Genomic DNA, 19,892 nt, shown 5'->3' with positions numbered 1-19,892 from the left:
TAGGCGTGCAGATCCCGATCAGGCGGCTTTCGCGCTGGCCACGCAGTTGCGCCCGCTCTGCTTGGCGCGATAGAGGGCCGCGTCCGCCAGGGTGATCAGATGGTCCGGGCCGATGCGGGAGCGGTCGAGGCTCGGAATGCGGCTGGCGCTGCCGATGCTGATCGTGAGGATGCAGCTCGGAGGATTAGCCTCATGCCGCACGCGAAGGGCCTCGACCTTCGCGCGCAGATCCTCCGCGATATTTGCAGCATCGGCCTCATCCGCTCCCGGCAGGAGAATGGCGAGTTCTTCGCCGCCGTATCGTGCTGCCAGATCGCCGGGCCGGCGGGCTGCTTCGGAAATGGTCTTGGCGATGATCCGCAGGCATTCGTCCCCGGCCTGGTGCCCATAGATGTCGTTATAGGCCTTGAACTGATCCACATCGATCAGGAGCAGGGACACAGGCGTTTTCTGGCGCGCAGCCCGAAGCCATTCCACTTCGAGCTCCCTGTCGAAGCTTCGGCGATTGGCCAGGCCCGTCAGGCCGTCGGTGGTGGCCAGAACGGCGAGTTCCGCCTCTGCATATTCCCGGCGTCGAAGGGCTCCCGCGAGAATCCACCCTAGGGAGCCGATCGTGAGGACGAGCAGGCCGATGATGCTGCTGCGGAATACGAATTCCTCGTTCCATCGCGCGAGCGCCTCGTCCCTGCCGACCGACGCAATCACCCCGACGGGAAAGATATGGTTGCGCTGATAGCCGCCGATGCGGACAAGCCCATCGACCGGGGAGGTGTAGTCGTAGTTGCCGGAGCCTTTCGCATTCCTGAATTGCGGGTCGTTCAGGACGTTGGATCCGATCGCGCGCTCGATATAGGGATAGCGCGACAGGATGGTCCCGTTCTGGTGAAGGAGGGTGATCGTACCCTGCGAGCCGACATCGAAGCGACCGAAGAAATTCCCGAAGTAGCGCGGCGGGATGCTCGCCTGGATGACACCGCCGAAGCTCCCGTCGGGCTTGTTGAAGCGTCGCGAGATGGTCAGGATCCAATCACCGCCGAGCGGATCGCGGATCAAAGGCCCCACGAACCAGTCGCCGCTGGTTGTGTTTTTGTGGTGCTGAAACAGCGCAAGGGCGCCGATATTCACCCGGCCGCGATGCCCAGGCAGCGAACTGCTCAGAAGAGTGCCGTCCTGATCAAAGATGGTCAGGGCCTTGATTCGCTGCAGCGGCTGAACCCGCTCGACCAGAAAGACATCCAGACGCGTGATGGCATCGGGCAGGGTGCCGCCCGTCTCGACCCGGTCGACCACATCCACCAGGAGCGCGTCCGCGAGCTCGAAGGTGTCCTGCGCATGCTGGGTCAGGGACTTGGCGAGGTTCAGGGTTTCGGCCTGAATCCGAGTGAATTCGTGCCCCCGGTCATGCCAGTAGCGCCAGCCCTCCAGGCCCAGGATCACGAGACAGACCACGAGCACGAAGACCCGGAGGCCTCGTGCCGAGGATCTCGGCCTGTTCTGAGCGAAAGCGGTCATGACGCCTCTACCATACAGATCCAAGCTAGCCTGAAGCTAACTTGAGGCCGAGGATCCCGGAGACGATGAGGCCGATGCAGACTAGGCGCATCGCGGTGGCAGGTTCGCCCAGCAGATAGATGCCGAGCAGGGCGGTTCCCACGGTGCCGATCCCGGTCCAGACCGCGTAGCCCGTTCCGACCGGCAGGGTCTTGAGGGCAAGGCCGAGGAGCACGACGCTGACCACCATGCTGAGGCCCGTCAAAACGGACGGAACCAGCCGGGTGAAGCCATCGGTGTATTTTAGGCCGATGGCCCAGCCGATCTCGAACAAACCGGCAAGCGCAAGCAAAGTCCATGCCATGACAGGACCTCCGTCATAGGCAGGGCCGTCCCTACCGTTTGTCAGGAAGCCGAGGTCGTCCTCGACCTCTCTGGATATAGAGGTTCCGGAAAACGTTCTCAACTGAATCCGAGCGCGGCCAAAGGTCAGCCTGGGAAGTTAGTTACCGGCGTCGTCTGACGGCCCGGCGCGGCCCAAGGCAGCATAAGGGTCGAACGGCGCGTAGATCTGGTGCTTCCATGCGTCGCCGCAATTGACGCAGATCGAGCGCACCATGTGGTTGCTTTGCTCCAAGCGCCTGAGGAGCTTCTGCTGCCGCTCCACAGCCTCGTTGACCTCCGGCTCGACCCCGGACGGGCGAACCGTGAGTTGGAGCGGCCTGCTTCCCGATGCATCCTGGGCAAAAACCGGACCCGTAAGCAGAAGAAGGCTGGCGGTCCATAGAAGGCGGGTCATCGGGGATCCTGCGGGTGATTTGGTACCGCCGACTGGACTCCAGGAGACACTGTTTCGTCAAGGCAGGATTGCCGCCCTGAGACTTTTGGCTGCGGCGGGTGTGGACGCCGCAGACCCGCTCAAGGTTCAGAACCGCACGCTCAAGCTTCCCGCAGGGTATGCTCCTGGTCGCGTGGCCAACGGCCTGATCATACATCAGGCCGGCAGTCACTGCGATCAGATCTGCCGCACGGCGCCCTTGGCGGCGCTGGTGGCGAGCATGGCATAGGCCTTGAGGGCCCCCGAAACCTTGCGCTTGCGCGGCTGAGCCGGCTGCCATCCCTTGGCCTGCTGCTCGCCGCGGCGGCGCTCCAGTTCCGCGTCGTCCACGGCCAAGCGGATGCTGCGGTTCGGGATATCGATCTCGATCCGGTCGCCGTCCTGCACGAGGCCGATGGTGCCGCCTTCGGCCGCTTCAGGGGAGGCGTGACCGATGGAGAGGCCCGATGTGCCGCCCGAGAAGCGCCCGTCGGTGATGAGCGCGCAGGCTTTGCCGAGGCCCTTGGATTTCAGGTAGCTCGTGGGATAGAGCATCTCCTGCATGCCGGGGCCGCCGCGCGGTCCCTCATAGCGGATGACCACCACGTCGCCGGCCTTCACCTTGCCGTTGAGGATGCCGCTCACCGCATCGTCCTGGCTCTCGAACACCACGGCAGGGCCGGAGAACACCAGGATGCTTTCGTCCACGCCCGCGGTCTTCACGATGCAGCCATCGAGCGCCAGGTTGCCGGAGAGGACGGCGAGGCCGCCGTCCTTGGAGAAGGCATGCTCCGCATTGCGGATCACGCCGCCCACCCGGTCCGTATCGACGCTGTCGTAGCGGCTCGATTGGCTGAACGCCGTCTGCGTCGGCACGCCGCCGGGCGCAGCAGAAAAGAACTCGTGCACGGAGGGGCTGTTCGAACGCTTCACGTCCCAGCGGTCGAGCGCCGTCTTCATGGTCTCGGCATGGACGGTCGGCACGGAGGTGTCGAGCAGCCCGGCGCGATCAAGCTCGCCCAGGATGCCCATGATGCCGCCGGCGCGGTGCACGTCTTCCATGTGCACGTTGGCGATGGCGGGCGCGACCTTGCACAGAACCGGCACCCGGCGTGACAGGCGGTCGATGTCCGCCATGGTGAAGTCGACCTCCGCCTCGTGGGCGGCGGCCAGCAGGTGCAGCACCGTGTTGCTCGACCCGCCCATGGCGATGTCCAGCGTCATGGCGTTCTCGAAGGCCGCGAACGACGCGATGGAGCGCGGGAGAACGTTGGCGTCGTCCTGCTCGTAGTAGCGGCGGGCGAGGTCGACGATCAGATGGCCGGCTTCCACGAACAGGCGCTTGCGGTCGGCGTGGGTGGCGAGCGTCGAGCCGTTGCCCGGGAGCGACAGGCCCAGCGCCTCGGTGAGGCAGTTCATGGAATTGGCCGTGAACATGCCCGAGCACGAGCCGCAGGTGGGGCAGGCGGAGCGCTCGATGACCTTCATGTCCTCTTCCGCGACGTTCTCGTCGGCGGCGGCCACCATGGCGTCCACGAGGTCGAGCTTCTTGGTCACGCCATTGAGCACGACCTTGCCGGCCTCCATCGGACCGCCGGAGACGAAGACCACCGGGATATTGAGGCGCATGGCGGCCATCAGCATGCCGGGGGTGATCTTGTCGCAATTGGAAATGCACACCATCGCGTCAGCGCAATGGGCATTGACCATGTACTCGACCGAGTCCGCGATCAGCTCGCGGGAGGGCAGGGAGTAGAGCATGCCGTCATGGCCCATGGCGATGCCGTCATCCACCGCGATGGTGTTGAACTCCTTGGCGACGCCGCCCGCCTTCTCGATCTCCCGCGCGACCAGCTGGCCCAGATCCTTGAGGTGGACGTGGCCCGGCACGAACTGGGTGAAGGAGTTCACCACGGCGATGATCGGCTTGCCGAAATCGGAATCCTTCATGCCCGTGGCCCGCCAGAGGCCGCGGGCGCCGGCCATGTTGCGGCCATGGGTGGTGGTGCGAGAGCGATAGGCTGGCATGGTGTCCCCCAGGAATTTGGGTTCTTGTTCACCGGAAATTGCGCAAGTTGCAAGAAAATTTGCCATTCCTTGTGGTCGCGCCTGCTTTGCCGCAAGGTCATTGCTAAAGCCTCGGACCCAAAAGTGGACTTGCACTTTTGGGATCAGATCCGATGCCTCCTTCTTGGATGAGAGCATCGTTCGGGCGGGCCCGCTGGGTCCGCACGATGCTCTAGCAGCCAAGCTGAAACGGCCGAGCCTCCGCAAACGTTGTCCCGCCTGGATCCTTCGAACAAGGGCAGGACGGCGACATGGTGATGCAAACCGATCTGGATGCTCCGGCTCATCTGCAATACGAGCCCTTGGGCCCGCAGGCTGGCAGCCCGGGCGCCCCGAGCGATATCGTGGAATTCCGCTCCTTACGGGAGGCGGTTCATTGGGCCATGACCAACGAGGCGCCCGCCGGGATGCATGCGGTCATCCGCACCGCATCCGGCGACGTGATCGAGCCAGGCCACCTGGAGGAGATCTGGTCGAGCCTCCAGGGGCCTTAAATCCACCCCAGGCTCAAGGCCCCGACGGCGAGGTAGCGGGCGGTCTTGGCCAGCGCCACGAGCGGGATGAAGACCCGCAGGGGCTCCCGCAGCAAACCGGCCACGATGGTGAGCGGATCGCCGATGATCGGCATCCAGCTGAGCAGCAGGGTCCATCGGCCGTAGCGGTGGTACCAGGCTTCGGCCCTGGCCATCTGGTGGCGCTTCACCGGAAACCACCGCCGATCCTCGAAATGGGCGAAGAAGCGGCCCAGGAACCAGTTCACGATCGACCCGAGAATGTTGCCCACGCTCGCGATGAGAATGAGCACCCACCAGGTGTAGTGCTCGGCCACAAGCATGGCGAACAGCACGGCTTCCGACTGGAACGGGAAGATCGTGGCCGAGAGGAAGGAAGCGGCGAAAAGGGCGCCGTATTCGGCAAGATGCGGCATGAGGCGGGGTGATCACGCGCGAGAGGAGGACTGGGACAAGGCTCAAGCTTGAATGAGGTGAGCCCTAACACAGTTCCGTTCTCCTGCCGAACCGATCTGTGCGAGGCAGGTCGGCACAGCGACTTCGATCGGTTCCCTGACAATCCCCAGCCTGCGTGATCAGTACATGGGTTCGCTGAACGACCCGTGTTGCGCCTGGGGATTGAGGCGCGCGAACTCATCGGCCTTCATATGCACCAGCGTGGCGTGATCCCCGCCCTCGAAATAGATGTCGTGCTGCCGGTCCATATCATTCTCGATGATCACGTTGAGTCCGTAGCAGGAGCCGACAGGCGGAATGGCGCCACGGTCGCAATCGCGGAACACCTCGACGATCTCTTCCTCCGACGCGAGGCGCAGCTCCTGGCCCAATTCCGTCTTCAGGTCGGACATGCGCAGGTGGTGGGATGCCGGCATCACGGCCAGCATGTAGTGCTGCCCATCGCTCAGCATGACGCCCTTTGCCATGCTGTCGCGGGGAATGTGACCGGCATGGGCCGTGCCCAGCGACGTCATGGCTGGCTCATGCGGGATCAGGTCGTATTGAATGCCCTTGTCGGCCATGTAGCGTTGAAGGGTCGGGGAGATTGTCATGACAGCCTCCTATGGAACGAGAATGCTCGCGTATCAGGAGGGCGGCTTTACTGACACACCGTCGCTTCGGGATGCGCAGCTGCACGTAACCTGTCGATGGTACACCTGTGATGGGTTGGCTTCAATCGAGAGATCATGAGTGGCGCCGAATACTTGCGCCTTTCAGAGAGGTTCATTACCAACGCTCTGTTCACTTTCTGAACGCAAGCTTTGCTGAGCAGAGCACCGATATTCTCCCTTAGGAAGATCTTTCTTGGACCAGTTCGACGTTGTGGTGATCGGCGCAGGCGCCGCCGGGATGATGTGCGCGGCCGAAGTCGGCAAGCGCGGGCGCTCCGTGCTGGTCATCGACCATGCGGCCAAGCCCGGCGAGAAGATCCGCATCTCCGGCGGCGGGCGCTGCAACTTCACCAACCTCAACGCGGGGCCTGCCAACTTCATCTCGCAGAATCCGAGCTTCGCCATCTCGGCCCTGCGCCGCTATACGCAGCGCGACTTCATCGCTCTCGTGGAGCGCTACGGCATCGCCTATCACGAGAAGACGCTTGGACAGTTGTTCTGCGACGGCTCGTCGAAGCAGATCGTCGACCTGCTGCTCAACGAGATGCGGCAGGTCAACGTGGAGCTTCGCCTCGCCACCTCCGTGCAATCGGTCGAGAAAACGCCTGTGGGGTTTTCCCTCAGGCTCTCGCAAGGCGCCGTGCAATGCCGTTCGCTCGTGGTAGCGAGCGGCGGCAAGTCCATTCCCAAGATGGGTGCCACCGGTTTTGGCTACGATCTCGCGCAGCAATTCGGTCTGAAGATCGTCGAGACGCGCCCAGCCCTTGTGCCGCTGACCCTGGAGCCGACCCTGCTGGAGCGGCTCACGCCCCTCGCGGGCGTCGCCGTCGATGCGGTGGCAGCCTGCGGCAAGACGCAGTTCGCCGAGGCGCTGCTCTTCACCCACCGGGGCTTGAGCGGTCCCTCCATTCTGCAGATCTCCTCCTACTGGCGCGAGGGCGACGAGATCACCCTGTCCATGCTGCCCGGCGTGAGCCTGTTCGAGGAACTGCGCGCGGCGCGGGCGCAGAACGGACGTCAGGCGCTGCAGACCGCCCTGTCGGCTTTCCTGCCCAAGCGCTTGGCGCAGCTCATCGCCGAGAGCGAGAAGGGGCCTGCCAACCTGGCGGATTATTCCGACAAGCGCCTTCGGGCGGTCGAGGAGGCGGTAAATCGCTGGCGCTTCAAGCCGGCGGGTTCGGAGGGCTACCGCACGGCGGAAGTGACGCTCGGCGGGGTCGATACCCGCGAGCTCGATTCCCGGACCATGGAGGCCAAGGCGGTGCCGGGCCTCTACTTCATCGGCGAGGTGGTGGACGTGACCGGCTGGCTCGGCGGCTATAATTTCCAGTGGGCCTGGTCGTCGGGCTGGTGCGCCGGGCAGGCAGCGTGACGTCTTCGGATCAGCGGGACGCAGGTGCCGTCGCAATGTCGAAGTGCAGCACCTCTTCGCGAACCCCGAGCTTCTCGTAGAGCGCGATGGCCGGATCGTCGCCGTAATCCGCCTGAACATAGATCACCCAGGCGTCTCGCCCGGCGGCGATCCCGCGCAGGTGCTCGATGAGCGCGGTCGCAATGCCCTGCCGCCGATGTTCCGCGGCGACGGCGAGGTCATAGATGTATACCTCGCGCCGCGCCCGCTCGAACTTGTCGAGCTCATAAGCCACGAGCCCACCCAGGACGTCTTCACCGGCCAGCGCCACGATGGCGAAGACGTGCTCCTTCGCGAGCAGCCCTTCCAAATAGGCATCGTCAGGCTGCTCGCCCGTGTAGGTCTCCGGGTCCCCGAAGGCCTCACCGAACAAGGCGTTCACCCGGCGAAGAACCGGAGCATCCCCTGGGCCGAGACGACGGAATGTGACGGATGGCGAAAGCATGGTCTGAGGATAGCACGGTTGCGACGACGGTTAAGCCCCTCGAACGCCTGCCGTTCCGCATCATCCTGATGCCGGCCGAAGCGACCGTCCGACGATCTCCGCCCTTGAAACCGGGTGGGGCGAGTCCAGTTGATGCTCCAACCCCCGCCATGCGCGCGGTGGCATCCTCATGTTTCACACCGGAGATCCTCATGCAGCAGCGTCGGCTTGGCCAATTGCAGGTGTCCGCCCTCGGCCTCGGCTGCATGGGCATGTCGGAATTCTACGGCAACGGCGACGAGGCGGAATCCATCGCCACCATCCATCGCGCCATCGAGCTTGGCGTGACCTTCCTCGACACGGCCGACATGTACGGCGTCGGCCGCAACGAGGAGCTGGTCGGCCGCGCCATCGCGGACCGACGCGACAAGGTGGTGCTTGCCACCAAGTTCGGCAACGTGCGCGGCCCTAACGGCGAGCGCCTCGGTATCAATGGCAAGCCCGACTACGTGCGCCAGGCCTGCGAGGCGAGCCTGAAGCGGCTGAAGATCGACGTGATCGATCTTTATTACCAGCACCGGGTCGATCCCGAGACGCCCATCGAAGACACGGTCGGGGCCATGGCGGATCTCGTGCGCCAGGGCAAGGTTCGCTATCTCGGGCTGTCGGAGGCAGGCCCCCAGACCATCCGCCGAGCCCATGCGGTTCATCCCATCGCGGCGCTGCAAACGGAATATTCCCTGTGGAGCCGCGATCCGGAAGACGAGCTCCTGGCCACCGTGCGCGAACTCGGCATCGGCTTCGTGCCCTATTCGCCGCTTGGCCGCGGCTTCCTCACCGGGCAGATCAAGAGCGTGGACGATCTCGCCGAGGACGATTTCCGCCGCAATTCGCCGCGCTTCCAGGGCGAGAATTTCCAGAAGAACCTCGACCTCGTGCGCGAGATCGAGGCGATGGCCGGGGAGAAGGGATGCACGGCCTCCCAGCTCGCGCTCGCCTGGGTCTTGGCGCAGGGCAACGACATCGTGCCGATCCCCGGCACCAAGCGCCGCCGCTATCTCGAGGAGAATGTGGGCGCGCTCGACGTGACGCTCACGGACGATGATCTGGCGCGGATCGACCGCATCATTCCGCCGGGCGCGGCTGCCGGCACGCGCTATCCTGAGCCGGCCATGAAGATGGTGGGATTGTAAGCCTTACGCAGCCGACGAGGTGTTGAGGGGCGCGGATTCCAGCGCGCCCGCCTCGTCGATGCGCTGAAGGAGATCATCCACCTCTTCTTGCGTCTGGTAGATGCCGAACCCCAGGCGCAGGCGCTCGCCGCGCACGTCGGTCACCACGCGCAGTTCCTTCAGGTCGTTGTGGATGGCCTGCGCGGCGGGCGTCTGGAAGGTGAGAAAGTTGCCGCGTCGCACCTCGTCCGCCGGCACCACGGGCGTGGCGTTCGAAAACAGCGCGGAACTGCCCACGCGACGCAGGAAATGCTGCTGCAGCGCCTTGGCATGGGCATGAATGATCGCCGGCGTGATGCCCTCGTCCGCGAGCCACCGCATCACGGCGTTGAAGCGGTAAAGGCCGGAGGGGTCGAAAGTGGCGCCCATGAAGCGCCAGCCATCCTGGCTGTAGCCCACCTGTCCGCTCTGCGCGTTCATGAGGTTGCCGAAGGCCGCGTACCAGCCGGTGTCGCGTGGGCGAACGCCCCAGCCGGGCGGACAATGCATGAAGCATGCGCCTTCGCCCGCCATGGCATATTTGTAGCCGCCGGCCACGTAGAACACGCGATCCGCGATGCTGCCGAGATCCGTCGGCCGCGCCATGAAGCCGTGATACCCGTCGATCACGACCATCGCGCCGTCACGGTCGCATTCAGCGAGGTGGCGGCCATCCAGGGCGAAGCCAGAATTGAAGAACACCTGACTGACGAAGACGAGATCGTACCCGGCTTTTGCTGCGGCGTGAAAGCGGTCTTCGAAACTGGCAAAAGGCTCCGCCGGAACGCGCGTCACGTCCACGAGGCGCTCCTCTTCCAACCGGGCGATCTGGCGTGTGAAGGAATGGAACTCGCCGTCGGAGGTGAGAATGCGCACCGGGCGGTCGGCCGGGAAACAGGAGAGAATGCGCTTCAGGAGTTCATGCGTGTTCGGCGCCACCGCGATGGTGGAAGCATCCGGCAGGTTGAGATGCCCGGCCACATGGCCGCGGAACTCGTCGAGAACCGGCCCCAGAATGTGCTCCCACTTATCGTCCATGAGGCGGGCGGCCTCGTCCCAGGCCTGGACTTGCGCCTCACGCGTCACGTCCGGCCAGGGGTGGTGGCTATGGGCTGCGAAATGCAGGCGGTCCGGCTCTGTGCCGAGGAAGCGGGAGAACTGGGAACGAAGATCGAGCATGCCGGTATCTCGCGTGATCAAAGCTTGCCGCGAACGGACCAGAGTTCAGGGAAGAAGTATTTCTCCAGCGCCTTGCGCAGGTAGCCGACGCCGCTGCTTCCGCCGGTGCCGCTGCGCATGCCGATGATGCGCTCGACGGTTTTCATGTGCCGGAAGCGCCATTGCTGGAAAGCGTCCTCCAGATCGACCAACTCCTCGGCGAGCTCGTAGAGATCGAAGTGCTCGCCCGAATGGCGGTAGATCTCCTCCCAGATCGCCTCGACGCCGGGATGCGCCGTATAGGGCTGGGTCACATCCCGTTCGAGAACTTCTGCGGGAACCGCATAGCCGCGGCAGGCCAGCAGGCGCAGGGCTTCGTCATAGAGGCCCGGCGCGCGATAGGCTGCATCGAGCTGCTCGGCGAGATCGCTCCGGTGCCGGTGCGGTGCCATCTTCACGGCGTCCTTGGCTCCGAGCTTGAACTCGACGAGCCGGTACTGCCAGGATTGGAAGCCCGAGGATTTGCCCAGCGCCGGCCGGAAGCTGAGGTAGTCCGACGGTGTCATGGTGGAGAGCACGGTCCAGGCCTGGATCAGCTGCTCCTGGATCCGGTTGATGCGGGCCGTGCACTTGAAGGCCGGCTGGAGCTCGTCGGCCCGGATATGGGCGAGCGCCGTATCGAGCTCCCGGTTCAGGAGCTTCAGCCACAGCTCCATCACCTGATGGATGGTGATGAAGAGCAGTTCGTCATGCTCGGAGGTCAGGGGGGACTGGGCGGAGAGGAGGGTGTCGAGCCGGAGATAGTCTCCATAGCTCATGCCTTCGGAAAAATCGGTGTGGATCCCGTCTGTCGCTGCCGACAAGTCTGTCTCTCCCTGATCGCTTCCGCTTACGCGCGGATTATCGTCCTGCCGTTGGGGCGTACAACGAAAGTAGGACATTGCGGCAGGCTTGTCACGTCGGCTCAAGCATCGGACCCAAAAGTGGATTTGCACTTTTGGGATCCATCCGATGCTTCAGCTGGAATTGGCTTTCGGCTCCCGAGACGGTAGGTTGCCGCCCCTGAACGTTCCCCATTGGAGAGACCCTCGCATGACCGACACCCTTCCTGACCGCCTGGCTTCGAACCCGGACAGCCCGTTCTACAACGAGGAGCTGCTCGCGAAGGGGATCGGCATCCGCTTCAACGGGGTCGAGAAGACCAATGTGGACGAGTATTGCGTCAGCGAAGGCTGGGTTCGGGTCAACGCCGGGAATGCCAAGGACCGCTTCGGCAACCCTATGACCATCAAGCTCAAGGGCAAGGTCGAGCCCTATCTAAAGGCTCAGGCGTAAGCCGCATTGCGAGAAGTCCTGACGTTAGGGCAGGACTGGACGTGCCGGCAGGCCCACCCCAAGATCATGTGCAAGCTCGTCAATCGAGGCGCATCCTCGGGAAAGGCTTGCCCTGAATGGTCTCGTTCAAGGTTCCGGCTATCGTTGCTGCTGTTTGCGTATGGGCCGGAGCGGCACACGCCCATGACTGGTATCCCGCGTGGTGCTGCGACGAGCACGATTGCCGTGAGCTCATCGAAGCCCGGGGCGAGACGGTGACGGAAACCGCCGAGGGCTGGCGGCTCTGGGACGGGCGCCTTGTCGGCCGCGAGTATGGTAAGGCGTCGCCGGATACCAAGTTCCACCTCTGCGAGGAGGCGACGACCCACGCTATCATCTGCTTCTTCGCCCCGCAGGGTGCGTCGTGACGGCTTGCCCCTGAAGCTGCGAATCGATTCAGGACCACAAAAAGGAAGCGCCCGCTCGATGAGGGGCGCTTCAAGGTCCGACCCGTAGGGGCAAAAGAGGGTCGTGAGCCTCTCTATTCGTAGAGTAATCGGGCTAAATTGTGACAGAACATGGCGGGAATAAAGCGTGTCAAGAGAAGAGGCGCGCTATTCTGACGCAAATGATCGTTTATTTGCGAACTATTTAGCCTTGATCAGGCATGAGCGATGGTTTAGTTCAGGTTAACCGTAGGGGCAAATACGGTCATAAGGGTCGCGAACACAGTCGAAAATAGGACTGGGCGCGGCCCTATTTCTTTTTATTACTATGATTGGGACCGATTACCTGGGATTGCCGCGGATGGCCTGCAGCCGCTCCATGATCGCGCGGATCTCCTCGGCGGCCTTTACCCCCCGGATGCCGATCACTCCGCGATCGACCGTTTTTCCATTCTCGTCCTTCCGGCCATTGAAGAATACGTCCCGCTCCTGCTTGGACATCTTCAGCAGGGTGCGAGCCTCGGTCTCGATCCGCCATTCCTCGGACCACGTGCTGACGGGCTGGCCGGTGAGTTCGGAGATGGCGGTGGTGTCGCGGGAGTAGGTCATGACTCCGCTTTTTAGGCGGAGAGCGTTAACAAAGAGCCGACTGTGCTTCGTGCTAGGCGATGAAGGGGCTCGCCATCTCACATGCCAACTCTGAGGGGCGAAGACCATTCGTCTTTGGTCCGCCGGCTACGCGACCAGAGGCCATAGCCTTCCGCAAGATCAACTTGATATGTTGTTTTACCGCAGCGTGGTCCGTTCCAAGGGCAATAGCGATCTCGGCGTTTTGCCTGCCTGCTGCAATCAAGAGAAGAATTTGGGCTTCTCGGTCAGACAGCGACTGGCCGAGAGCGTGACTTTGGTTCGCCGCCAATAGTGTTTCGTCTAGCGCGAGCTGCCCAGCTTGAGTGTCTAACTTGGCCATTCCTTGCCCCCCTCGACGGGATTAACCCATCGTTAACGTTTATCTCTTGCAAGCCTGCGAATTGCTATTGCGCTTCGGGGGTAGGGAGCTGCTTTGGAGAGCGTTCGGCTCTAAACAGGAGGGGTGAAGAGAGGGGTGAGGTCCGGAAACGAGACTCCAATCGGGCGAGGAGGACAGCAGCGATGTTTCGCCCATGCCTTCTGCTTAGATGACGAAGAAGTCCTTGTGAGTGAGGTTGAGGTTAGGATCAATCTTGGCGATCAGCACTGCACTCTTCGCGCCTGCGCCGTCCTGATCGTAGTAGAGCGCGCCCTTCTTCCTGTCGTGGATGATGTAGTCGTTCGCGTCCTTGGTCTCGGACGCCACCTTGAAATAGCTCTTCTTTAATGTGCCGGTCCGTGTCAGCTTCGTGAATACGGCGTTGTCGAGCTGGATCGTGTCGTCCTTGACGGAAAAGTCGGTGATCGTGTCCACGTTCCAGCGGCTGTGCGGCTTCGTGGCGAACACGAAGGTGTCCTTGCCCGCTCCACCCGCGAGTTTGTCGTTTCCCTTGCCGCCGGAAAGATAATCCTCGCCGCTGCCGCCGCTCAATTTATCGTTGCTGCTGGAGCCGTACAGATCGTCGTCCCCCGATCCTGCGGAAATAGTGCCGGGCTCATACACGGTCAGATCGAAGGTGGCCTCGGGTGTGCTGAAGAATGGCTCGCTGTCTGAGAGTGTGACCGTGTAACCGCCTGATTTGAGCTTGGGGAGAGGCCCAAAGCTCTGCTGCGTCTTGGGGATATTCAGCACTTGCCAAGCTACGGCAGCGTCTTCGACTACTTTGGTTGGTTTGATCGTCACGACGACAGGCTCCCCGTCTCGAAACATGCCAGGGGGCAGGTTGAGCGTGAACTTGGAATCGGCCATGACGTGAATGTCATCAAGGCGTTCTATTTCGCTGTGTTCGGTCACAATGTGCCCCCGGAGGATCTATCTCGATCCAGTCATTCGGCCCCACTCAGAGTAGAACCACATAAAGGATTATCTTCCCTTACGGAAGAGTGGCGTGCTTGAGCGCACGGGGCGGCTCAGCCCTTGTCCTCGATCCGCCATTCCTCGGATCACGTGCTGACGGGCTGGCCGGTGAGAGTTCGGAGGTGGTGGTGGTGTCGCCGCGTGAAGATCATGTTGCCGCCCGTGAGGCAGCTGCCATCAGCCACATTGGCCGCAAACCGCACGCAATGCCCATTTGCACCCGCTTCGGGACCGGGAAGCCTGAGTGCTTTCTCACACACCATCTTAAATTTAACTTAAGTTAATGTAATTGGCGCAGCTCGGCCGAAGCTTATGAGTCCCACTCCCAGGCTAGGGCAGCAAGGTCAACCTAGAGGGAAAAGACATGCCGAATCACTTCAACGAGCGCTGGGGAGGTCCCATCAAAGATCTTCTTCTCCCTCTCTCGGCTTGGAACAGCTTGAGGGACGAAGGCATCACAACCCTTGAGCAGCTTAGGGCGGTTGCGGATCAGCTCGAACAATTGCCTGGGATCGGGGTGAAAATAGCTCGGATCGTCCGAGATGAAATCACCCGTGTATCAACTCTTGAAGGGTGATTGTCAGACTGGACCATCGCTCAAATGGAAAACCGGATCCACTCTTCACTGATGCGGCCCTCTGCATCCGCACGATGCTCTAACTCGTAAATCGCGCCCCGTAATGGGTTCCGTCCGTCCACACCAGCCGTGTCATGGCCGTTGCTCCAGCCCCGGGGATCTGAAGCTCGAATTCCAGGGGAACATCGGCACAGTCGGAAATGACCAGGCGCACGCCTGATTGCGACAGATCCCATACGGAGCACTCGATCCGCACCATGCTTTTCGGATCCCTGATCCACCCATTCAATACGGTGGCGAAGCGCTCGTCCGATCGACGTTCAGTCAGTCCAAGGCTCATGCACGGGCTTCCATGATTCGACAGGGTCCCGTTATACCCAGGCGGGCTGGCGCGAGGCTATCCAGTTGCCGCCTCAGCATGCTGAGCGTGGCGACCGGCGGTTTAAGCTAACGACGTCCCATCTCACGCAAGTTCGAGCGGCCCGTCGATGATCACGTGCGGGCACAGGCGCGAGCAGCGCTCGATCCGCCCGTCGACCCGATAGATATTCTGGAGGAGGGCCGGGGTGATCACCGTCTCCACGGGGCCACAGTTCACCATGGTGCCTGCATCGATCACCATGACCCGGTCGGCAACGCGCAGAACTTGGTTGAGATCGTGAATGGCAAGCACCACGCAGATGCCCCGATCTCGGGCGAGCGAGCGGATGAGCGCCAGCACCTCCACCTGCCTGTGCAGGTCGAGGGCACTGGTCGGCTCATCCAGCAGAAGGATCTTCGGCTCGCGCACGAGCACCTGCGCAAGCGACACCAGCTGTCGCTGCCCGCCGCTGAGCTCATTGAGGCCCTTGAAGGCGATGGCCTCGATCCGCAGGCTGAAGAGCACGCGGTCGACCTCCTGGAGATCCTCGTCGCTGACTTTGCGCGGTGCACCCTGCTTGCGGGCGAGCAGCACGGATTCATAGACCGTCAGCACCGTGTTCACCGAGGTGTCCTGCGGCATGTAGCAGACAGGGCTCGGGCCGGGCCTCAAAGCGACGTCGTCGATGCGAATGTTGCCCGGCCCGTCGAGCAGGCCGGCGATGCGCCGGAACAGGCTCGACTTGCCGGCCGCGTTTGGGCCGATCACCGCCGTCACCTCGCCGCCCTTCAGCACCGGCGTGGTCACGCCGGAGAGCACCTCCTGCTTGCCGTAGCGGACGCCGACATCGGTCAATTGCAGGGTCGCTACCATGCGCGTCTCCGGGTGGACATAATCAGGCTGAAGAGGAACGGCACGCCCACCAGCGCCGTGATGATGCCGATGGGAAAGATCGTGCCGGGCACGATGGATTTGCTAATGACGGACGTGAGCGACAGGATCGCGGCACCCGACAGCACCGAGGCCGGCAGGAAATAACGCTGATCCTCGCCCACCAGCATGCGGGCAATGTGCGGGCCGACCAATCCGATGAAGCCGATGGTGCCCACGAACGCCACGGGTACGGCGGCAAGCAGGCTGATGACCATCATGGTCTCGAGCCTGACCCAACGCACATTGACGCCGAAGCTCGCCGCCTTGTCGTCACCGAGCCGCAACGCGGTAAGGGCCCAGGCGCGACGCATGAAAAGCGGCAAGGAAACCGCGACCACCGCCGTGGTGATGGCGAGCTTCGGCCATGTGGCGCGGGTAAGGCTGCCCATGGTCCAGAACACCACGGCCGACAACGCCTGTTCCGAGGCGAGATACTGCACCAGCGCGAGCAGCGCGTTGAAGGTGAAGACGAGCGTGATGCCCAGCAGCACAATGGTCTCGACGGTGACGCCGCGCTTCTGGCTCATGAAATGGATGAACAGGGCCGCAGCCATGGCCATGAGCAGCGCGTTGATCGACACAATGTAGTCGATGGCCCAAGGCAGGAAGCCAATGCCGAACACGAGAGCGACGGAGGCGCCGAAGCTCGCGGCTGCCGAGATGCCGAGCGTGAAGGGGCTGGCAAGCGGATTGTTGAGGATGGTCTGCATCTGCGCGCCGGCCGCGGACAAAGCCGCGCCGACGACCACCGCCATAAGGGCCACCGGCATGCGGATGTCCCAGATCACGACGCTGACCTGCTCCGTGACCTCCGGCGAACCCAAGAGGGCCAGAACCACCTCGCGCATGGAATAGCGCGCAGGTCCCAAGCCCAGATCGGCGATGACGGAGAGGACGAGAACGACAGCAAGCACAAGAAGCACGAGCTTCTTGCGCTGCACGAGGACGCGGTAGGCACCGCGTCCTTTGGCCATGGCGATGGCAGGGGAGTGGGCCAAGAGCCTATTCCTTGTCGGTGAGGGAAACCCAGTAGCCGGTCTTGTAGGGCACGGGCAGGAAGCGCTCGTAGAGCGTCTTCATGGTGGCATCCGGATCCACGTCCTTGAACAGTTCTGGGTGCAGCCACTTGGCCATCGCCTGGATGGCGATGAACTGGTACGGGCTGTTGTAGAACTGGTGCCAGATCGCGTGGACCTTGCTGTCCTTCACGGCCTTCACGCCGGTATAGGCGGGACGCTTCATCAGGGCCGCGAGCTTGTTGCGAGCCTTCGCCTTGTCCGCACCGGAACCGACGCCGACCCAGGCTCCGCCGGGCACATAGAGTTCCCAGTTCGAGCCGGTGACGATGACGTGGTCGGGATTGGCCGCGATGATCTGCTCAGGATTCACGACACCGAAGGTGCCGGGAATGATCTTGGCAGCCATGTTCTGACCGCCGGCTACTTCCACGAACTTGCCGAAGTTCTCGTTGCCGAAGGACATGCAGCAATCGTCGGAATAGCCGCCGGCACGCTCGACCATCACCAGGGGCTTTGCCGGATTGGCCTTGGCGATGCGCTCGGTCACGAGGTCGATCTGTGCTTTCCGGAAAGCGATGAACTCTTCCGCGCGGGTTTCCTTGCCGAACAGCTTGCCGATGAGGCGCATGCTGGCATCGGTGTTCTCGAACGGCTTCTCGCGGAAGTCGACGAACACCACCGGGATGTCGATCTTGGCGAGCTTCTCGATGAGCTTGGCGTCGTCGGTGGCTGTCTTGGCTTCAATGTTGAGGAGGATCACGTCGGGCTTGAGCGCGACCGCCTGCTCCACGTCGAAGGTGCCTTCCTTGAAGCCGCCGAAGGTCGGGATCTTCTCGATCTGCGGATACTTGGCGAGATAATCCTTGTAGCCGTCGAGATCCGCCTTCTGCAGGTCGTCGCGCCAGCCGACCACGCGCTTGAACGGCTGGTCCGTGTCGAGGGTGGCGACGAAATACATCTGCCGGCCTTCGCCGAGGATCACCTTCTCGACCGGCGCCTTCACCTCGACCTTGCGACCGGTGATGTCCGTGACGGTGATTTTGTCGGCGGCGGAGGAGGGAACGGGCAGGAGCCCGACGAGCGCCAGGGCGGCACCGAATACCAGTTTGGAGAGTTGCATGATGCGCCTCGCAGCGGTTGGGAAAGCGGGCTTCTCCTAGGTTTGATCCCATAGTCATGCAAGCAATATTTTTTAGAATTACTCCAGTTAAAAACAGTAGAAGTACAGTTTAAAATCGTTCTATTCTGCAGTTTACAGCAATTCCAATTTGACGTCTTCTGGGTTTGCTCGTAGAGGAGCGCCGGAATTCATCTTCATCACGAGCTTCTCATGAACGCGAACTACACGCTCCGGGACGAGATCCGCGACTATTGGTCGGCACGTGCGGCAACCTTCGACGAGCAGGTAGGGCACGAGATTTTCTCGGAAGGCGAGCGGCAGGCATGGCGCGACCTGTTCCTGCGTCATCTCGGATCAGGCGAGGGGCGCCGGGCGCTCGATCTCGCCAGCGGCACCGGGGTAATCTCCCATCTGCTGCATGGTCTCGGCTTTGATGTGACCGGCCTCGACTGGTCGGAGGCGATGCTGAACCGGGCGCGCGCGAAGGCGGCCCGGCGCGGCGCCGATATCCGCTTCGTCATAGGCGATGCCGAGAGAACTCTGGAAAAGCCGGAAAGCTACGACGTGCTCGTCACGCGCCATCTGGTGTGGACGCTGGTCGACCCGAAAGCGGCGTTTCGGGAATGGTACTCCCTCCTGAAGCCGGGCGGGCGCCTCCTCATCGTCGATGGCGACTTCGTGTCGGACACGCTGGTCAAGCGCTTGATCCGGCTCGTCGAGAAGTTGGTGCCGGGGCTTGCGGGAGCCCCGCATGCCCCCAACGCCATGCGCGAAACGCACGAGCGCATCCTGAGGCGGGTGTATTTCTCGAAGGGAGCGCGCGCCGGTGAGGTGGCAAACCTGCTGCGGGAGGCAGGTTTTGCCGAGATCACGATTGACCATAACCTGAAGCCGATCCATCGGGAGCAGGCGAAGAACCTGCCGCTCCTTAAAGGGCTCGAGCGGGCGACCCAGCATCGCTACGCCGTCCTTGCGGTCAAAGCCTCATCCTGAAAAGCCATAGCCTCCCTGCCGTGATCGTGCTCTCCTGATGCAGTCTTTCAGGAGGGCGAATGGGACGCAGCCGCTTCCGAGTGCTTGTTCTCTGCGCCGCGCTGAGCGCCACACCATGGGCTCAGGCGCAGCAGGGCGCGGATGTCGCGACGCCCGAGGGCTTGCCCGCCATCGGCAAATGGATGCTGACGGCCAAGGGCGTTCCGTCCGACTGGCTCGGTGAAATCTACCGCGGCAAGAACCTGCGCGAGCCGATCAACGTCATCATCATCGATGAGGGAGCCTCAAGCGCACAGGACGCCAAGGCGCGCCTGATCGCTGCCGCGGCTCATGCCGGTTATCCCATCCGCTTTGGCCACTCGGCAGGATATCAGGGCTTCATCGGCGGCGAGCTTCATGCGCAGCTGCCGCAGGGCAGAGATGATGCCTTCTCCAACGACATCTTCGAGGTGAGCAACAACCACGGCCGCATCTTCGGGCCGTATCTATCCGGACAAGCCTACCTGTTCACCGGCGCCTTCAGCCGTGAGGAGGTGGATCTCATCCGCGATCCGCCGCACCAATATGGCTCGTTCAACCGGGCGCGGGACGACTTCACGCAGAGACTTGATCGTAGCGCCGCCTACAAGGTGAGCGGCTTCGTCAATCTCAACAACGCGCTCATCGACGATCCCAAATTCACCACCGGCGATCACGACGGCATGGCTGTTCTGGTGCGGGCCAGCCCGCAATAGGAATCTGAGATCCTCATCGAAGGGATGTTCCTGGCATCCCGGACGGCGAAGCCGATCCGGGATCGTTCTCAGGATGGAGCGCCGGAATCTCCACATTGTCATCCCCGCGCAGGCGGGGATGCATAAACAGGACATTTCAGAAGAGAGCGAGCAGCGTCGCGCTTCGTTCTCCATCGTCAGCGGGTATGGATCCCGGGCTCCGCTGCGC

At 62.6% G+C, this 19,892-nt stretch carries 23 protein-coding genes; 7 read left to right on the top strand and 16 right to left on the bottom strand.

The features are described from left to right. Positions 1-18 precede the first annotated feature (18 nt). The 4 genes from JKL45_RS17685 to ilvD form a co-directional block, all read right to left on the bottom strand. A complete protein-coding gene (locus JKL45_RS17685) occupies positions 19-1,512 on the bottom strand; it encodes a sensor domain-containing diguanylate cyclase (RefSeq protein ID WP_201862903.1) in 1,494 nt (497 codons plus the stop codon). Positions 1,513-1,537: 25 nt separating this feature from the next. Beyond that, on the bottom strand, positions 1,538-1,855 hold the full coding sequence (sugE, locus tag JKL45_RS17680) for a quaternary ammonium compound efflux SMR transporter SugE (RefSeq protein ID WP_201862902.1): 318 nt from the start codon (positions 1,853-1,855) through the stop codon (positions 1,538-1,540). Between the two features lie 138 nt (positions 1,856-1,993). After that, positions 1,994-2,290, bottom strand: a complete 297-nt coding sequence (locus JKL45_RS17675; RefSeq protein WP_201862901.1) for a hypothetical protein — start codon at positions 2,288-2,290, stop codon at positions 1,994-1,996. Between the two features lie 216 nt (positions 2,291-2,506). Further along, entirely contained in the window at positions 2,507-4,336 is a 1,830-nt protein-coding gene (gene ilvD / locus JKL45_RS17670; protein WP_201862900.1) for a dihydroxy-acid dehydratase, read from the bottom strand. 290 nt (positions 4,337-4,626) lie between these two features. Between ilvD and JKL45_RS17665 the strand changes: the two genes are divergently transcribed. After that, a complete protein-coding gene (locus JKL45_RS17665) occupies positions 4,627-4,869 on the top strand; it encodes a hypothetical protein (protein WP_201862899.1) in 243 nt (80 codons plus the stop codon). On the opposite strand, the gene JKL45_RS17660 is transcribed toward JKL45_RS17665, so the two are convergent. Together JKL45_RS17660 and JKL45_RS17655 are read right to left on the bottom strand one after the other, a co-directional pair. Beyond that, entirely contained in the window at positions 4,866-5,303 is a 438-nt protein-coding gene (locus JKL45_RS17660) for a YqaA family protein (protein WP_201862898.1), read from the bottom strand. The genes JKL45_RS17665 and JKL45_RS17660 overlap by 4 nt on opposite strands. Before the next feature lie 159 nt (positions 5,304-5,462). Continuing rightward, positions 5,463-5,936, bottom strand: coding sequence for an aminoacyl-tRNA deacylase (locus JKL45_RS17655; RefSeq protein WP_201862897.1), 474 nt, complete (start codon positions 5,934-5,936; stop codon positions 5,463-5,465). A gap of 253 nt (positions 5,937-6,189) precedes the next feature. On the opposite strand from JKL45_RS17655, the gene JKL45_RS17650 reads away from it, so the two are divergent. Then, positions 6,190-7,368, top strand: coding sequence for a BaiN/RdsA family NAD(P)/FAD-dependent oxidoreductase (locus JKL45_RS17650; RefSeq protein ID WP_201862896.1), 1,179 nt, complete (start codon positions 6,190-6,192; stop codon positions 7,366-7,368). 10 nt (positions 7,369-7,378) lie between these two features. Here JKL45_RS17650 and JKL45_RS17645 read toward each other — a convergent pair whose 3' ends face one another. After that, positions 7,379-7,852 (bottom strand): AAC(3)-I family aminoglycoside N-acetyltransferase, encoded by a 474-nt coding sequence (locus JKL45_RS17645; RefSeq protein ID WP_201862895.1) that lies wholly within the window; start codon positions 7,850-7,852, stop codon positions 7,379-7,381. Positions 7,853-8,043: 191 nt separating this feature from the next. Between JKL45_RS17645 and JKL45_RS17640 the strand changes: the two genes are divergently transcribed. Then, positions 8,044-9,024: an aldo/keto reductase gene (locus JKL45_RS17640; protein ID WP_201862894.1), complete on the top strand. Its 981-nt coding sequence runs from the start codon at positions 8,044-8,046 to the stop codon at positions 9,022-9,024. 3 nt (positions 9,025-9,027) lie between these two features. On the opposite strand, the gene JKL45_RS17635 is transcribed toward JKL45_RS17640, so the two are convergent. After that, positions 9,028-10,221 carry an aminotransferase class V-fold PLP-dependent enzyme gene (locus tag JKL45_RS17635; protein WP_201862893.1) on the bottom strand — a complete coding sequence of 398 codons (1,194 nt, stop codon included), beginning with the start codon at positions 10,219-10,221 and terminating at the stop codon, positions 9,028-9,030. A 17-nt stretch (positions 10,222-10,238) separates the two neighbouring features. Continuing rightward, on the bottom strand, positions 10,239-11,063 hold the full coding sequence (gene kynA, locus JKL45_RS17630) for a tryptophan 2,3-dioxygenase (protein WP_201862892.1): 825 nt from the start codon (positions 11,061-11,063) through the stop codon (positions 10,239-10,241). Positions 11,064-11,292: 229 nt separating this feature from the next. On the opposite strand from kynA, the gene JKL45_RS17625 reads away from it, so the two are divergent. Together JKL45_RS17625 and JKL45_RS17620 are read left to right on the top strand one after the other, a co-directional pair. After that, the gene (locus JKL45_RS17625; RefSeq protein ID WP_201862891.1) at positions 11,293-11,535 is read left to right on the top strand and encodes a DUF3297 family protein; all 243 of its coding nucleotides are present in this window, start codon (positions 11,293-11,295) and stop codon (positions 11,533-11,535) included. Between the two features lie 116 nt (positions 11,536-11,651). Continuing rightward, positions 11,652-11,942 (top strand): hypothetical protein, encoded by a 291-nt coding sequence (locus JKL45_RS17620; RefSeq protein WP_201862890.1) that lies wholly within the window; start codon positions 11,652-11,654, stop codon positions 11,940-11,942. 360 nt (positions 11,943-12,302) lie between these two features. On the opposite strand, the gene JKL45_RS17615 is transcribed toward JKL45_RS17620, so the two are convergent. The 7 genes from JKL45_RS17615 to JKL45_RS17585 form a co-directional block, all read right to left on the bottom strand. Further along, positions 12,303-12,569, bottom strand: coding sequence for a DUF7696 family protein (locus JKL45_RS17615; protein ID WP_201862889.1), 267 nt, complete (start codon positions 12,567-12,569; stop codon positions 12,303-12,305). A 52-nt stretch (positions 12,570-12,621) separates the two neighbouring features. Beyond that, on the bottom strand, positions 12,622-12,930 hold the full coding sequence (locus tag JKL45_RS30830; RefSeq protein ID WP_201862888.1) for a helix-turn-helix domain-containing protein: 309 nt from the start codon (positions 12,928-12,930) through the stop codon (positions 12,622-12,624). A 204-nt stretch (positions 12,931-13,134) separates the two neighbouring features. Then, positions 13,135-13,839, bottom strand: a complete 705-nt coding sequence (locus JKL45_RS30525) for a M10 family metallopeptidase C-terminal domain-containing protein (protein ID WP_201862887.1) — start codon at positions 13,837-13,839, stop codon at positions 13,135-13,137. Between the two features lie 764 nt (positions 13,840-14,603). Next, the gene (locus tag JKL45_RS17600; RefSeq protein WP_201862886.1) at positions 14,604-14,864 is read right to left on the bottom strand and encodes a PilZ domain-containing protein; all 261 of its coding nucleotides are present in this window, start codon (positions 14,862-14,864) and stop codon (positions 14,604-14,606) included. Between the two features lie 123 nt (positions 14,865-14,987). Next, a complete protein-coding gene (locus JKL45_RS17595; protein ID WP_201862885.1) occupies positions 14,988-15,758 on the bottom strand; it encodes an ABC transporter ATP-binding protein in 771 nt (256 codons plus the stop codon). Next, the gene (locus tag JKL45_RS17590; RefSeq protein WP_376771047.1) at positions 15,752-16,792 is read right to left on the bottom strand and encodes a FecCD family ABC transporter permease; all 1,041 of its coding nucleotides are present in this window, start codon (positions 16,790-16,792) and stop codon (positions 15,752-15,754) included. The genes JKL45_RS17595 and JKL45_RS17590 overlap by 7 nt, the downstream gene beginning before the upstream one ends. Before the next feature lie 28 nt (positions 16,793-16,820). Beyond that, entirely contained in the window at positions 16,821-17,957 is a 1,137-nt protein-coding gene (locus JKL45_RS17585; protein WP_201862883.1) for an ABC transporter substrate-binding protein, read from the bottom strand. A gap of 210 nt (positions 17,958-18,167) precedes the next feature. Here JKL45_RS17585 and JKL45_RS17580 point away from each other — a divergent pair, with 210 nt between their 5' ends. Both JKL45_RS17580 and JKL45_RS17575 read left to right on the top strand, forming a co-directional pair. Further along, on the top strand, positions 18,168-18,950 hold the full coding sequence (locus JKL45_RS17580) for a class I SAM-dependent methyltransferase (protein ID WP_201862882.1): 783 nt from the start codon (positions 18,168-18,170) through the stop codon (positions 18,948-18,950). 59 nt (positions 18,951-19,009) lie between these two features. Beyond that, on the top strand, positions 19,010-19,684 hold the full coding sequence (locus tag JKL45_RS17575; protein WP_201862881.1) for a hypothetical protein: 675 nt from the start codon (positions 19,010-19,012) through the stop codon (positions 19,682-19,684). Positions 19,685-19,892: the final 208 nt, after the last annotated feature.

Origin of the sequence: Microvirga soli, assembly GCF_016734765.1 — a bacterium.
GTDB lineage: Bacteria > Pseudomonadota > Alphaproteobacteria > Rhizobiales > Beijerinckiaceae > Microvirga > Microvirga soli.
Note: the sequence above shows the minus strand (reverse complement) of the source record. Positions and strands in the feature narration are given on the sequence as shown.